General features: G+C 72.5%; 12 protein-coding genes. 5 read left to right on the top strand and 7 right to left on the bottom strand.

The window, feature by feature from the left end; translation table 11 throughout:
- Nucleotides 1-208 precede the first annotated feature (208 nt).
- Both ADY59_RS30205 and ADY59_RS30200 read left to right on the top strand, forming a co-directional pair.
- On the top strand, nucleotides 209-1,105 hold the full coding sequence (locus ADY59_RS30205; protein ID WP_049569080.1) for an amidohydrolase family protein: 897 nt from the start codon (nucleotides 209-211) through the stop codon (nucleotides 1,103-1,105).
- 77 nt (nucleotides 1,106-1,182) lie between these two features.
- Nucleotides 1,183-1,638 (top strand): MaoC family dehydratase, encoded by a 456-nt coding sequence (locus ADY59_RS30200; protein WP_049569077.1) that lies wholly within the window; start codon nucleotides 1,183-1,185, stop codon nucleotides 1,636-1,638.
- On the opposite strand, the gene ADY59_RS30195 is transcribed toward ADY59_RS30200, so the two are convergent.
- A complete protein-coding gene (locus tag ADY59_RS30195) occupies nucleotides 1,629-2,957 on the bottom strand; it encodes an MFS transporter (RefSeq protein WP_049569074.1) in 1,329 nt (442 codons plus the stop codon). The genes ADY59_RS30200 and ADY59_RS30195 overlap by 10 nt on opposite strands.
- A gap of 105 nt (nucleotides 2,958-3,062) precedes the next feature.
- Here ADY59_RS30195 and ADY59_RS30190 point away from each other — a divergent pair, with 105 nt between their 5' ends.
- Nucleotides 3,063-3,914 (top strand): PaaX family transcriptional regulator, encoded by an 852-nt coding sequence (locus ADY59_RS30190; protein ID WP_231618968.1) that lies wholly within the window; start codon nucleotides 3,063-3,065, stop codon nucleotides 3,912-3,914.
- On the opposite strand, the gene ADY59_RS30185 is transcribed toward ADY59_RS30190, so the two are convergent.
- Genes ADY59_RS30185 through ADY59_RS30170 form a run of 4 tightly spaced genes read right to left on the bottom strand, consistent with a single transcriptional unit; the run spans nucleotide 3,908 to nucleotide 8,653 of the window.
- Nucleotides 3,908-5,602 (bottom strand): FAD/NAD(P)-binding protein, encoded by a 1,695-nt coding sequence (locus ADY59_RS30185; protein ID WP_049569070.1) that lies wholly within the window; start codon nucleotides 5,600-5,602, stop codon nucleotides 3,908-3,910. The genes ADY59_RS30190 and ADY59_RS30185 overlap by 7 nt on opposite strands.
- Before the next feature lie 30 nt (nucleotides 5,603-5,632).
- Nucleotides 5,633-6,469, bottom strand: a complete 837-nt coding sequence (locus ADY59_RS30180) for a carbohydrate ABC transporter permease (RefSeq protein WP_049569066.1) — start codon at nucleotides 6,467-6,469, stop codon at nucleotides 5,633-5,635.
- A 1-nt stretch (nucleotide 6,470) separates the two neighbouring features.
- Complete coding sequence (locus ADY59_RS30175; RefSeq protein ID WP_049569064.1) at nucleotides 6,471-7,355, bottom strand: carbohydrate ABC transporter permease; 885 nt, start codon at nucleotides 7,353-7,355, stop codon at nucleotides 6,471-6,473.
- Nucleotides 7,352-8,653, bottom strand: a complete 1,302-nt coding sequence (locus ADY59_RS30170) for an extracellular solute-binding protein (RefSeq protein ID WP_197093928.1) — start codon at nucleotides 8,651-8,653, stop codon at nucleotides 7,352-7,354. Before ADY59_RS30170 ends, ADY59_RS30175 begins: the two co-directional genes overlap by 4 nt.
- Before the next feature lie 264 nt (nucleotides 8,654-8,917).
- Here ADY59_RS30170 and ADY59_RS30165 point away from each other — a divergent pair, with 264 nt between their 5' ends.
- Together ADY59_RS30165 and ADY59_RS30160 are read left to right on the top strand one after the other, a co-directional pair.
- The gene (locus ADY59_RS30165) at nucleotides 8,918-11,314 is read left to right on the top strand and encodes a glycoside hydrolase family 3 N-terminal domain-containing protein (RefSeq protein ID WP_049569057.1); all 2,397 of its coding nucleotides are present in this window, start codon (nucleotides 8,918-8,920) and stop codon (nucleotides 11,312-11,314) included.
- Complete coding sequence (locus ADY59_RS30160) at nucleotides 11,298-12,308, top strand: LacI family DNA-binding transcriptional regulator (protein WP_049569054.1); 1,011 nt, start codon at nucleotides 11,298-11,300, stop codon at nucleotides 12,306-12,308. The genes ADY59_RS30165 and ADY59_RS30160 overlap by 17 nt, the downstream gene beginning before the upstream one ends.
- A 15-nt stretch (nucleotides 12,309-12,323) precedes the next feature.
- On the opposite strand, the gene ADY59_RS30155 is transcribed toward ADY59_RS30160, so the two are convergent.
- Nucleotides 12,324-13,184 (bottom strand): alpha/beta fold hydrolase, encoded by an 861-nt coding sequence (locus tag ADY59_RS30155; RefSeq protein WP_049569052.1) that lies wholly within the window; start codon nucleotides 13,182-13,184, stop codon nucleotides 12,324-12,326.
- An 88-nt stretch (nucleotides 13,185-13,272) separates the two neighbouring features.
- A complete protein-coding gene (locus ADY59_RS30150) occupies nucleotides 13,273-14,196 on the bottom strand; it encodes a sulfite exporter TauE/SafE family protein (RefSeq protein WP_049569127.1) in 924 nt (307 codons plus the stop codon).
- Nucleotides 14,197-14,298: the final 102 nt, after the last annotated feature.

Genomic DNA, 14,298 nt, shown 5'->3' with positions numbered 1-14,298 from the left:
ACAATATTGACTGCCGACACCGATCTGTCTAGCGTCGGCGGCATGACGACGGGAGACGAGGAGCGGCGAGTGGAGCGGACAGGCAAGGCGGCGGTCGTCACCGCAAGCGGCCGCGGGACGTGATGGCCGCCGTCGCGGGCATCCCGCGTGACCGGGTGCTGCGGAAGATGTCCGACTTCGCCTGATCGATTCGCGGAAGGAGCCGCTGATGACGGCCTTGAACCTGGATGAGCTCACCGCCATCGACGTCCACACCCACGCGGAGATCTCCGCCAGCGGCCACCGGTCGCTCAGCCCCGAGCTGTCGGCCGCCTCGGCCGCCTACTTCAAGGTCCGCGGCGCCCGCGAGCCCGCCATCCCCGAGATCGCCGCCTACTACCGCGAGCGGAAGATGGCCGCCGTGGTGTTCACCGTCGACGCCGAGCACGCCACCGGACACCCGCCGATCCCCTCCGAAGAGGTCGCCGCCGCCTGCGCCGAGCACCCCGACGTACTCATCCCCTTCGCCAGCGTCGACCCCTGGCGCGGCCGCGCGGGCGTCAGGCTGGCCCGCCGCCTGGTCACCGAGCACGGCGTACGCGGCTTCAAGTTCCACCCCGGCCTGCAGGGCTTCGCCCCCGACGACCCGATGGCCTACCCCCTCTACGAGGCACTGCAGGAACTCGGCGTGCCCGCCCTGTTCCACACCGGCCAGACCGGCATCGGCGCCGGCGTGCCGGGCGGCGGCGGCATCCGCCTGAAATACTCCAACCCCATGCTGGTCGACGACGTCGCCACCGACTTCCCCGACCTGAAGATCATCCTGGCGCACCCGTCCTTCCCCTGGCAGGACGAAGCACTCGCCGTGGCCACCCACAAACCCACCGTGCACATCGACCTGTCCGGCTGGTCACCGAAATACTTCCCGCCCCAGCTCATCCGCTACGCCAACACCCTGCTGAAGGACAAGGTGCTCTTCGGCTCCGACTACCCCGTCATCACACCCGACCGGTGGCTGGCCGACTTCGCCAAGCTCGACATCGAACCCGAGGTCCGCCCCCTCATACTCAAGGACAACGCGGCCCGCCTGCTCGGCCTGGACAAGAGCGACGCGTTGGCTGTCTGAACGGGCGGCTCGCCCGATACCCCATCCGGCCAGATCGTCAAACCCGCGCTTCGCGCCATCCACGAGGAGTTTCCGTCATGCCCATCTCCGCGCACGGACTCGACGAGCTGAAGGCCCTGGCCGGGACCGACCTCGGCCGCACCGGCTGGCTGGAGATCACCCAGGAGCGGGTGAACGCCTTCGCCGACGCCACCGGCGACCACCAGTGGATCCACACCGACGCCGAACGGGCCGCGGACGGGCCCTTCGGCGGCCCGATCGCCCATGGCTACCTGACGTTGTCGCTGGTCATCCCGCTGTTCAACGAGCTGCTGGAGATCAGCGGCGTGTCCATGAACGTCAACTACGGCCTGGACAGGGTCCGCTTCCCGAGCCCCGTCCGCGTCGGCGCGCGGATCCGCCTGGCCGGTTTCGTCGACGCGGTCGAGGAGGTGAGCGGCGGCGTCCAGTCGCACCTGACCTTCACCGTGGAGATCGACGGCGGCGCCAAGCCCGCCTGCGTGGCGCGCGCCGTCTACCGTCACTACGCCTGACGGACGGCCCGGCCCGGCTCGCCGGCGAGGTCGGTGCCGCTGGTCTCGCGCAGCGCGAGCGTGCACACGACGGTCAGCAGGCAGAAGGCGGCGATGACGGCGGAGATGATCCCCGTCCCGCCGCCACCGCTGCCCGCCCGGATCTGGGCGAAGATCAGCGGGGCGAGTCCCGCGCCGAGTCCGGCGAGCTGGTAGCCGAGGGAGGCGCCGGTGTAGCGGCTGCGGGTGGAGAACAGCTCGGCGTACAGGGCGGCGAGGGGCCCGTACATCATCGGGTGGATGATCGACTGGCCGAGCACGAGCAGGAGCGTGAGCATGGCGACGCTGCCCGTGTCGGCCATCGGGAAGAGCAGGAAGCTGTAGGCGGCGGCGAGGACGGCGCCGGTGAGCACGACGGGCCGGCGTCCCAGCCGGTCCGACAACGCCGACCAGCCGACGATGCCGAGCACGGCCAGGCCGGAGGAGAGCGTCAGGCCGTTGAGCACGTCCTGCCGGGCGAAGCCGGCCTCCACGCCGTAGGCCAGCAGGAACGTGGTGAGCGTGCCCTGCAGGACGAAGGCGGACAGGCCGACGCCGACGCCGAGCAGGAGCGTCCTGGGGTGGTGGCGCAGCACGTCGAGCAGCGGCGCGGAGCGCGGCGCGGCGGCTTCCCTGGCTGCGGTGAACACCGGCGTCTCCTCGACCCGCGCGCGGACGAACAGGCCGATGCCCAGCAGGACGATGCTGATCAGGAACGGGATGCGCCAGCCCCAGCTGAGGAACGCCTCCTCGCCGAGGACGGCGGCGCTGCCGCTGAGCACGGCGGTGGACAGCAGCATGCCGGAGGGCGCTCCGGCGTTGGTGAAGCTGGCCCACAGGCCCCGCCGGCCGGTGGCGTGCTCGGCGGACATCAGCACCGCGCCGCCCCACTCGCCGCCGACCGCGATGCCCTGGACGACGCGGAGCACGACGAGCGTGATCGGGGCCAGGCTGCCGATCTGCTCGTAGGTGGGCAGCACGCCGATGAGGAAGCTGGCCACGCCCATGAGCACCATGGTCAGGATCAGCATGCGCTTGCGGCCCAGCCGGTCGCCGAAGTGGCCGAAGACGACGCCGCCGAGCGGCCGGGCCAGGTAGCCGGTGGCGAACGTGCCCAGGCTGGCGACGGTGGCGGCCAGCGGGGGGAGCCCGGAGAAGAAGACCTTGCCGAACACCAGCGCGGAGGCGGTGGCGTACAGCAGGAAGTCGTAGTACTCGATGACGCTGCCGAGATAGCTGGACGCGACGGCGCGGCGGAGCTGGACGGGCGGGGAGGAGGCTGAGGCCGGCGGGTTCGACATGGCGCTGGTTCCTTCGCAGGGGGGCGGGACACCTTGAACGCGGGGCAGACTCTCGATTTGCGTCATAGCTTTGCCCAACAAATGGGATCCGTCTACCCTCTACTCGTGACTTTCGACGACGGGGACGGCGCACCGCTCTCCCCCTCACCCCGCCCCCAGTCGTTGATGTTCAGCTTCCTCGGCATTCACGTGCTCGGCCGCCGCATCGCCGTCTACTCCGGCAGCGTCATCGACGTCTTCGCCCGCCTGGGCGTGACCGAGGAAGCGGCGCGATCCACGCTCACCCGCATGGTCAACCGCGGCCTGCTGGCCCGCCACCGCCGGGGCCGCAAGACCTACTTCGGGCTCACCGGCAAGGCCACCGCCGTCCTGGAAGACGGCCGCCGCCGCATCTGGGAGACCGGCGCCGTCAACCGCGACTGGGACGGCACCTGGACCCTGGTCGGCTTCTCGCTGCCCGACAGCCACCGCAGCACCCGCCACGACCTGCGCTCACGGCTCATCTGGGCCGGCTTCGGCCTCCTGCAGAGCGGCCTGTGGATCGCTCCAGGAGCCAAGGACGTGACCGGCACCGTCACCGAGCTCGGCCTGCGCGAGCACGTCACCGTGCTGGCCGCGCGGGCGCTCAAGCCGACCGAGTCGGCCGACCTCGTCCGCGCCTTCGACACCCGGCAGATCGCCGAGCGCTACCACGCCTTCCTGGAGCGCTGGGGCGACGCCGGGGCGCGGCTCGCGCTGCCCGACGACCTGGCCCGCCAGCTGCTGCTCCACACCGACTGGCTGCAGCTCGTCCGCCAGGACCCGCACCTGCCGGCCGAGCACCTGCCGGCCGACTGGCCCGCCATCCGGGCCGAGCAGACCTTCCACGACCTGGCCCGGGCCTACGAGGAGCCCGCGCACGCCCTGGCCACCGCCCTGCTGGACGAGCTGCCCCTGGATCTGCCCCTGGATCACTGACCCGCGCCGAGCAGCGCCGCGGCCACCTCGTCGGCGTCGCGGCGGAAGGGGCTGTCCGCTCCCGGCCTGCCGGTGCCGACCTCGGTGAACCAGCGGGTCCGGTCCGTGGCCACCCCGAGCGCGTGGATGTCGGGGTCGGCCCGGCCCGAGGCGTCCAGGAGGCGATACGGCGAGCGGGTGACGGCCAGGCCGCCGGTGCGGTACCCGGCGTTCACGAACTCGCTGATCATGCCGTCGGCGAGCAGCTGCCGGTACAGCGGCGAGGTGTCGCGGGTGACGTCCCGCCCGGGCGCCCTGGCCTCCAGGAGCACCCGCGCGTGCCGGGCCGGCCCGCCGACGTGCGGGGAGCAGACCGCGTACCCGGCGGCGTCGGGCACGACCGTCGCGCCGGGCCCGGCCGGCTGCACGATCCCCGCGTCGAGCAGTGCCGCGAGCTGCTCGACGTGCTCCGCGGGCGGCCCGGCAGACAGCACGTAGCTCTCGGGCACGAACCGGGTGAGGAAGTCGTGGTGCGAGCCCGGCAGGAGCCCGCCGAAGTCCACGACCGGCGGCAGCAGCGGCCTGATGGCGCGCAGCATCTCGGTGGCGGCCTTCACCGAACCGGCGGCGCACCCCTCCCGCGCCCGCCGGGCGTCCAGCAGCAGGAGACGGGTCAGGCAGCGGCGGAAGTCGTCCGGGCCGGCGAACGACCTGCCCGCGAACGGGCGGGCCAGCCGGCCCAGCGGGTGGGCGGCTCCCCGCTCGCAGGCGAGGTCGGCCTCCAGCTGGATGAGCGGTTCGACGTGGGCGGCGAAGTCGAGCTGCGGCGAGCCCGTGGCGGCCAGCGCCCGCTCGCGCAGCGCGCCCAGCCGCTCCTCCGTGACGACCCTCGGGCGCACCGCCGGCTCGGGGTAGCCGGGCACCGCCGGTCTGGCCAGGAACGGCAGCCCGCCGCGCGACGTCGCGATCAGCCACGGCTCCTCCCCCGATGCCAGGTATCGCAGCCGCCCGTCCGGCCCGGCGCGGAAGCGGCCGCCCCGGCCCACGGTGACGGCCCGCATCACGTCGTAGAAGGTGAGGCCGAGCCCGCGGACGGCGACCGGCGTGCCCGGCGGGATCTCGTCGAGCGGCATCTCGGCGGCCAGGCCGGGCGGGATGTAGGCGGCGCCCGGCGTGCGCGCGGCGTGCCGCCGGAGCGCGAGCTGCCCGTCGTCGAGCGCCACGGCGGAGTGCCCGGTGGCGAGCACCGCCTTGTCGGCCGGGTACGTGGTCCCGCCGGCCGTCAGCAGCAGCCGGTCCCGCGCCCGTACCAGCGCCGTCACCTCGGCCGGCACCGGCCGGACACGCACGCGCGGCGGGGCGGTGGCGCACAGCTCGGCGAACACCTCGGCCAGGTAGCGGCCGTACAGGGCGCGCGGCGGGTAGTCGTCAGCGGCCAGGCCGCCCCACCGGGCCAGTGAGCCGAACCGGCCGCCGGGCAGGTAGCCGTCGGGCGACAGCACGGTGCTCTCCCCGGCGGTGGTGTTCGCCCCGAACCAGGGCGGCTGGTCGCTCCGCCACACCCGCCCGGCCCCGTGCTCCACGGCGTCGAACGCCCAGATGGTGACGTCCGCGCGGGGCGGGCGCCCGCGCAGGCGGACGAGCAGCCGTTCGACCACCGCCAGCCCGCGCGGCCCCACCCCGACGACCGCGATGTCCAGCTCCCCCATGCCGGTCACCTACCCGGCAGAGGGTGCCGCCTACTTGCCGAAGCCCGCCGTCAGGCCGCTGAGGAGCTGGCGGCGGCCGACCACGTACAGGACCAGGATGGGCAGCGTGGTCAGCACGACGGAGGCGAGCACCGCCGGGACGTTGATGCTGTACTGGCCCTGGAAGCTCCACAACGCCAGCGGCAGCGTGCGTTTGTCGGGGCTCTGGGTGAGGATCAGCGGCAGCATGAACCCGTTCCAGATCGTCAGCGCGTTGTAGATCGTCACCGTGACCACGGCGGGCCGGGTCAGGGGGAAGGCCAGCCGCCAGAGCGTCCCCCACTCGGTGGCGCCGTCCATCCGCATCGACTCGAACAGTTCCTTGGGCACGTCCCGGATGAAGTTCGTCAGGATCAGCACCGACAACGGGATCGCGAACGCGATCGACGGCAGGATCAGCCCGAGCAGCGAGTCGTACAGGTTCAGCCTGATGATGATCAGGTAGACCGGGATGACGGTCGCCTGGTGGGGAACGGCCAGCCCGGTGAGGAACAACCAGTTGGCCGAGCGCAGGAACCGGGTACGGCCGGACCGGACGATCGCGTACGCCGCCATGAACGAGACGGCGACCGCCGGGATCACCGCGCCGAGCGTGACGATGAGGCTGTTGAGGAAGTAGAGCGGGAAGTCGGATTCGACGACCAGCCGGTAGGCGTCGAGACTCGGCTCGGTCGGGGGCGCCAGCGGGTTGGTCGCGTAGTAGTTGTTCTGCGTCTTGAAGCTGGTGATGACGATCCAGTAGATCGGGATGACGACGATCGCCAGCCAGACCAGGCTCGTGACGCCGGCGACCCAGTTGGGGCGCTCCCGCCCGGGGGTCCTCGCCATGTCAGGCTCCCTCCATCCGGCTGTCGCTGCCGGTGCCGCCGGCCGCCCGGCGCAGCACGAGAGCCAGGGCGAGGCCGAACAGCACGAGGATGATGGCGATCACGCTGGCCGGGCCCATGAGGTTGGCCTGGAAACCGCGCTTGTACATGTCGAGGGCGAGCACCCGGGTGGCGTCGCCCGGTCCGCCCGCGGTCAGCACGAAGATCAGGTCGAAGAACGTCAGCGACCCGACGACCATGAGCGTCGAAGAGGTCACGATCGTGTACTTGAGCTGCGGCAGGGTGATGCTGAAGAACTTGCGGATCCGGCCGGCCCCGTCGAGCTCCGCCGCCTCGTACATGGAACGCGGGATCTGCCGCGCGCCGCCCTGGTAGATCAGCGAGTGGAACGGGATGAACTGCCAGGACACCACGAAGATGACGACGCTGAAGGCGAGCGCCGGCTCGCCGAGCCAGTCCTGGGCCAGGAACTCCAGCCCGAGCCCGGCGCCGAGCCCGAAGTTCGGGTCGAGCAGCGCCTTGTACGTGATCGCGATGGCGGCCGAGCTGAGCAGGAGCGGCACGAAGTAGACGACCGACAGCACCGCCCGGTAGCGCTGTTTGCCGGCCAGGAACACGCCGAGCAGGATGCTCGCCGGTGTCTGCACCAGCCAGGAGACGGCCATCACCAGGAACGTCACCCACAGGGCGTGCGGCAGGCCGGGGTCGGCGAGCACCGCGCGCCAGCTCTCGAAGCCGGCGAAGTGGATGTCGCCGAGCCCGTCCCACGAGGTGAAGCTGAGCACGAGCACCCCGACCAGGGGGACCACGCCGAACCCGCCGAAGAGCAGCAACGCGGGCACGGCCAGCCAGCCGAGCGACGAGCCGTGCCGCGGGGGTGCGCTCACTTGCCGATGACCGCGTTCATGTTGGTGGCGAACTCCTCCGGCGTCACCGAGAGCTGGAACAGCTTGGCGATGTTGTCCAGCAGCGTCTCGGCGGCCGTCGGGCTGAGCGCCTGGTCCCACGACTGCTGGAAGGTGGCGGCCTTGCTGGCGACGCCGTAGACGAAGTTGAGCCACTCGGCGTCCTTGGACCCGGCGAAGTTGCTGTCGGCGCCCTGGACGATCGGCACCGAGCCGTTGCTGACCCAGCCCTTGACCTCCTCGCCGTCGAGCACGCCGGTGGCGAAGAACTTCTTGGCGATCTCCTTCTGCTCGGCGGTCGCCTTGGACGAGATCGACAGGTACTGGCCGGGGTTGCCCACGGTGTTGGTGGGGTCGCCCTTGCCGCCCTCGACGGGCGGGAAGTTCATGAAGCCCAGGTTGCCGCCGGAGACGAAGTCGCCGCCGTCGGCGGACATCGAGCCGTACGTCCACGAGCCGTGCAGCATCATGGCGGCCTTGCCGGTGTAGAGGAGCGCCTGGTCGGCGTTGGAGTCGGCGGTGATCGAGGAGAAGCCCTTGATGAAGCCGTCGGCCTTGATGAGGTCCTGCATCTTGGTGAGCGCGTCGATGGCGGCCGGGTTGGACCAGGCGTCCTTCTGGCCGTCGAACACGGCCTGGAACACCTCGGGGCCGGCGATGCGGTCGAAGAGGAACTCCAGCCACATCATGTTGGTCCAGCGCGACTGCCCGCCGAGCGAGAACGGCGCGATGCCGGCCGCGTTGAACTTCGGCACCAGGGCCATGATGTCGCCCCACGACTCGGGGGGCTGGGCGCCGATCTTGTCGAACAGCTTCTTGTTGTAGAACAGGACGATCGGCTGGACGGTCTCGCACGGCATCGCGTAGATCTTGCCGTCGATGGTCGCCGCGCCGAAGGAGGAGGGGAACAGCCGGTCCTTGACGGCGGCGTTCTCGCCGAACCACGACGTCAGGTCCTCGACCTGGCCGGCCTGCACGTAGCTGCGCAGCGTGCCGCCGCCCCAGCCCCAGATGAGCGTGGGGGCCTGGCTCGCGCCGATCGCTGTCTTGATCTTCGTCTTGTAGGCGTCGTTCTGGAAGGTCGTCCCGGTGATCTGCGCGCCGGGGTTGGCCTTGTTGAACCGCTCCACCGCGCCGGTCCGGATGCCCTCCTGGGGCATGCCGGACAGGTACCAGTAGGTGGCGCCGCCGCCCCCGCCTCCGGTCGTCGCTCCGCCGCCGGGCCTGGTCGGGCCCGAGGTGCCACAGGCGGCGAGCGCAGCTCCCAGGGGCAGACCCATGGAGAGGCTGAGGAAGGTACGGCGAGACGTTGTCCTGGGCTCCACGCTGATCTCTCCCTGTCGAAACATTTCGAAAATGACCGCGCGGGAGGCAATCTAGAATCGGCCCATATGCCTGTCAACCCCCTGTCTCCAGACGTGTCCATGTTGTACTCTCGCACGGGCACCTAGCTGTTCAAACGGGGTCGGTGAAGATCTCCGCGCGGGTCGCTCAGCGATTGTCGATAATATTTCGAAACTTTCGGCGGCTTAAAGGAGCAGCAGATGACGGCACTCGATCGGACGCCCACGCCGGGCCAGGTTACCCGCCCTTGGCGCGATCCTGCCCTGCCCGTGGCCGACCGGGTCGACGCCCTTCTCGGGGAGATGACGCTTGAGGAGAAGGTGGCACAGCTCGGCAGCTGGTGGCCGGGCAACGACATGCGTCCCGACGGGGGCGAGTCGGGCACGGCCAACGTGGCGCCGATGCAGGACGTGTTCGCGGCGACCAAGTCGGCCCAGCCGGAGCTGCGCCACGGGCTCGGACATCTGACGCGGGTTTTCGGCAGCGGGCCGGTGACGCCGGCGCAGGGGGCCGCCGAGGTGGTGCGGCTCCAGCGGGCGGTCGTGGCGGGCTCCCGGCTGGGCATCCCGGCGATCGTGCACGAGGAGTGCCTGACGGGTTTCACCACGTACGGCGCGACCGTCTATCCGGCGGCCATCGCCTGGGGCGCGACGTTCGACCCCGACCTGGTGGAGCGGATGGCCGCGGCCATCGGGCGCGACATGCGGGCGGTGGGCGCGCACCAGGGCCTGTCCCCCGTCCTGGACGTGGTCCGCGACTACCGGTGGGGCCGGGTCGAGGAGACCATGGGCGAGGACCCGTACCTGGTCGCGATGCTCGGCTCGGCGTACGTGCGCGGCTTGGAGAGCGCCGGGATCATCGCCACGCTCAAGCACTTCGCCGGCTACTCGGCCTCGCGGGCGGCGCGCAACCACGGGCCGGTGCCGATGGGCCGGCGCGAGCTGATGGACGTGATCCTGCCGCCGTTCGAGACCGCCATCGCGCGGGGCGGGGCGCGGTCGGTGATGAACTCCTACTCCGACGTCGACGGCGTCCCGGCCGCCGTCGACCCGTGGCTGCTGGACGACCTGCTGCGCGGCGAGTGGGGGTTCACCGGGACCGTCGTGTCGGACTACTGGTCCATCCCGTTCCTGGCGACCATGCACGGGGTCGCGGCCGACGCCGGCGAGGCCGGGGTGCTGGCGCTGACGGCGGGCCTGGACGTCGAGCTGCCCGACACGCTCGGGTTCGGGCAGCACCTGGCCCGCCGGGTGCGCGACGGCGAGCTGGCCGAAGAGGTGATCGACCGGGCGGCGCGCCGCCTGCTCACGCAGAAGGCCGAGCTGGGGCTGCTCGACGAGGACTGGACGCCCGAGAAGTCCGTCTCCGGGGCCGCCGCCGCGGACCTCGACTCCCCCGCCAACCGCGACCTCGCCCGGGAACTGGCCGAACGCTCGATCGTGCTGCTCGACGCGGGCACGGCGCTGCCCCTGGCGCCGGGAGCGCGCCGGGTCGCCGTCGTCGGGCCGTGCGCCGACGACCCGCGCACGTTCATGGGCTGCTACGCCTTCCCCAACCACGTGCTGCCCCGCCATCCCGGTCTCGGGCTCGGCATCGAGGCGCCCACCGTGCTCGACGCGCTGCGGGCCGAGCTGCCCGACGCCGAGATCGTCCACCACCGCGGCTGCGACGTGCGCGACGGCGACCGCTCCGGCTTCGCCGACGCGGTCGCGGCCGCTGGCGAGGCCGACCTGTGCGTGGCCGTCGTCGGCGACCTGGCCGGCATGTTCGGGCTGGGCACCTCCGGCGAGGGCTGCGACGCGGAGGACCTGCGGCTGCCCGGCCCGCAGGAAGACCTGGTGACGGCCCTGACCGAGACCGGCACGCCCGTCGTCGTGGTGGTCGTCTCCGGCCGTCCGTACGCGCTGGGCGAGGTGCACGCCCGGGCGGCGGCGCTGGTGCAGGCGTTCATGCCGGGCGAGGAGGGCGGCGCGGCCATCGCCGGGGTGCTGTCGGGACGGGTCCAGCCCGTCGGCAGGCTCCCGGTGCAGATCCCCCGCCGCCCGGGCGGGCAGCCGGGCACCTACCTGCAGCCGCCGCTCGGCGTCGACAGCGACGGCATCAGCAACCTCGACCCGACGCCGCTGTTCGCGTTCGGGCACGGCGCCTCCTACACCACCTTCGAGGTGGACGGGCTGCGCGTCAGCGACGCCGAGGTGCCCACGGACGGCGAGTTCACCGTGTCCGCGCGGGTGCGCAACACCGGCGGCCGGGCGGGCGAGGAGGTCGTCCAGCTCTACCTGCGCGACGTGCTCGCCCAGGTGACCAGGCCGGTGCGGCAGCTCACCGGGTTCGCCCGGGTCCGGCTGGAGCCGGGCGCGAGCGCCGAGGTGCGCTTCCTGGTGCACACCGACCGCACCGCCTTCACCGGCCGCGACCTGCGCCGGATCGTCGAGCCCGGCGACCTCGACGTGCTCGTCGGCACCTCGTCGGCCGACCTGCCGCTGCGCGGCCGGGTACGGCTGACCGGCCCGCTGCGGGAGGCCGGCGCCGGCCGGCGGCTGGACACGCCCGTGGAGGTCGTCCCCCTGGGCGGGCCCGATGCCGGCGCGTCCTAGGCGCGCCACGCTGGCCACCGTCGCGGCCTCGGCCGGCGTGTCGGTGGCCACCGTTTCCAAGGTGCTCAACGGCCGCAGCGACGTCGCGCCGGAGACCCGGTCGCTGGTGCAGGCGCTGCTGCGGCAGCACGACTACGTGGCGCCCCCGCCGCGCCGGGCCGAGCCCGCGTACGTGATCGAGGTTCAGTTCGACTCCGACCTGAACGCGTACTCCAGCGAGATCATCCAGGGCGCGGTCCTGGCCGGGGCGCAGGCGTGCGCCTCGGTCGTGGTGAGCATCAACAAGGTCGCCGACCGGACCGCCGCGTGGGCCCGCGACCTCGTCGCGGGCGGGCGGCGCGCGCTGGTCGCGGTCACCGGCGAGATCTCGGCCGCCGAGCTGGACGCGCTGTCCAGGGCCCGGCTGCCGCTGGTCGTGATCGACCCGCTGAACCTGCCGCGCGCCAGTGTGACGAGCGTCGGGTCGACGAACTTCGCGGGCGGCCTGGCGGCGACCCAGCACCTGCTCGCCCTCGGCCACCGCCGCGTCGCCTACCTCGGCGGGCCGCCGGCCGCCGCCTGCAACCAGGCCCGGCTGCACGGCTACCGGGCCGCGATGGAGGCCGCCGGCGCGCCCGTCCCGCCCGGGTACGTGCTGCCGGGCACCTTCCGGTACGACGACGGGCTGGTGGGCGGGGCCGAGCTGCTCGGCCTGCCCGCGCCGCCGACGGCCGTCTTCGCGGGCTGCGACGAGACCGCGCTCGGCCTCATGGAGGCGGCGAGGTCGCGCGGGCTGCGCATCCCCGAGGACCTCAGCATCGTGGGGTTCGACGACACGCAGATCGCCCAGATGGCCTCGCCGCCGCTGACGACGGTGCGCCAGCCGCTGCGCGAGATGGGCGGCGTCGCCCTGCGCACCGCGCTGCGGCTGGCGGCCGGCGACACGGTCGAGTCCCACCACGTCGAGCTCGCCACCGAACTGGTCGTCCGCGCCTCCACCGCCCCGGCGCCATGAGCCTGTCCGGCGGGCTCACGGGCGGAGGAATGCCAGCAGAGCCGCCGCCAGCTGCTCCGGGGCCTCCTCGGCCAGGTGGTGGCCGCTGTCGATCGCGTAACCGGTCACGTCGTCGGCCCAGGTGCGCCAGATCGCCAGCGGATCGCCGTACAGGTCCTCCATGTCGTCCTTGGCCGCCCAGAGGAACAGGGTGGGGCAGGTGAGCCGGCGCCCCGCGGCACGGTCGGCGTCGTCGGCCGCGCGGTCCACGGTCAGGCCGGCGCGGTAGTCCTCGCACATCGCGTGCACGGTGGCCGGGTCGTGGATGGCCCGGCGGTAGTCCTCGTACGCCTCCCGGCCCATCTGCTCGGCGGTGCCCCTGTACCACGCGTCGGGATCGGCGTTGATGACGCGCTCGGCGGGCTTGGCGGTCTGCCCGAGGAAGAACCAGTGCCACCAGGCGGCGGCGAACCTCGCGTCGGCGCGGGCCAGCGCCTCGCCGATGGGGATGCCGTCCATCACGATCAGGCGCGTGACCGCGCCGGGATGGTCGGCGGCGAGGCGGTGGGCGACGTACGAGCCGCGGTCGTGACCGGCCACGGCGAAGCGGTCGTGGCCCAGCGCCCGCATGAGCGCCACCATGTCGCCGGCCATGGCGCGCTTGGAGTAGGGCGCGTGGTCGGAGGTCGTGGGCGGTTTGCCGGAGCGGCCGTAGCCGCGCAGGTCAGGACAGACCACCGTGTGGTGCGGAGCGAGGAGGGGGGCGAGGCGGTGCCAGGTCGCGTGCGTACGGGGATGGCCGTGCAGGAGCAGGAGCGGGCTGCCCGAGCCGCCGCGCCGGACGAACAGCTCCGTCTCGCCCACGTCGATCATGCCGGTCTCGAAGTCGTCGAACATCCGCCGCTCTTACCCGAAGCCGATGCCGACGCACGTGTGCGGGGCCGGTTCCCGGCCCCGGCGCGCCCGCCGGGGCCGGCCGATCGCATCAGGCGGGGGTGGTTTCCTGCTCGTCCTCGCGCGGGGCGGTCGCGGCGGGTTCGAGGGCCTTGTCGCGCCGGTAGGCGCGCACCGAGTAGCCGACCGCGGCCGCCCAGACGGCGGCGATGGCGATGTACGCGACCGTCTGGACGCCGCCCGGCGCGTCGATCCAGTCGCTGCGCAGCAGGGTGCGGACGTTGGTCAGGATGATGACGCCGCCCACCGCCGAGCCGAGGACCCGCGGCGGCACGTGCCGCACCAGCCAGGCGGCGATCGGGGCCGCGATCACACCGCCGAGCAGCAGCACCGCCACCCAGGCGAAGTCGATGTTCTCCGAGCCGATGCCGACGATGAAGCCGGCCGAGGCGGCGATCGCGACCAGGAACTCGCTGGCGTCGATCGACCCGATCACCTTGCGCGGCTCCATCCGCCCGCTCGCCAGGATGGCCGGGGTGCCGACCGGCCCCCACCCGCCGCCGCCGGTCGCGTCGACGAACCCGGCCACCACGCCCAGCGGTGCCAGGAACCGCCGCCGCAGCGGCTTGCCCAGGTTGCCGCGCGGCAGCCCGAACGCGGTGAAGCGGACCAGGATGTAGGCGCCCAGCGAGAGCAGGATGAGCGACATGACCGGCGCGGCGAGCTCGGTCGACAGGCTGGACAGGAACGTCGCGCCGGCGAACGCGCCGACCGCGCCGGGGATGCCGATCCTGGCGACGACCTTCCAGTCGATGTTGCCGAAGCGCCAGTGGGACAGGCCCGAGGCGAGAGTGGTGCCGATCTCGGCCAGGTGCACGGTCGCCGAGGCGGCCGCCGCGTTGGTGCCGACGGCCAGGAGCAACGTGGTCGAGGTGACCCCGTACGCCATGCCGAGGCTGCCGTCTACGAGCTGCGCCGCGAATCCGACGAGCCCGAGCAGGATGAGCGCCCGCACGTTCCCCACCTTTCCGATCTACCCTACTTATTAAGTAGGAATAATCATTTAGGAGAACGGGCATCTGGTCAAGGGGGGTGGCGCCGCCGCCCGGCTCGGGCG

The sequence above is a fragment of the Nonomuraea sp. SBT364 genome (assembly GCF_001083785.1).
Lineage (GTDB): Bacteria > Actinomycetota > Actinomycetes > Streptosporangiales > Streptosporangiaceae > Nonomuraea.
The sequence above is the reverse complement of the archived record's forward strand: the minus strand, read 5'-3'. Positions and strand labels throughout refer to the sequence as shown.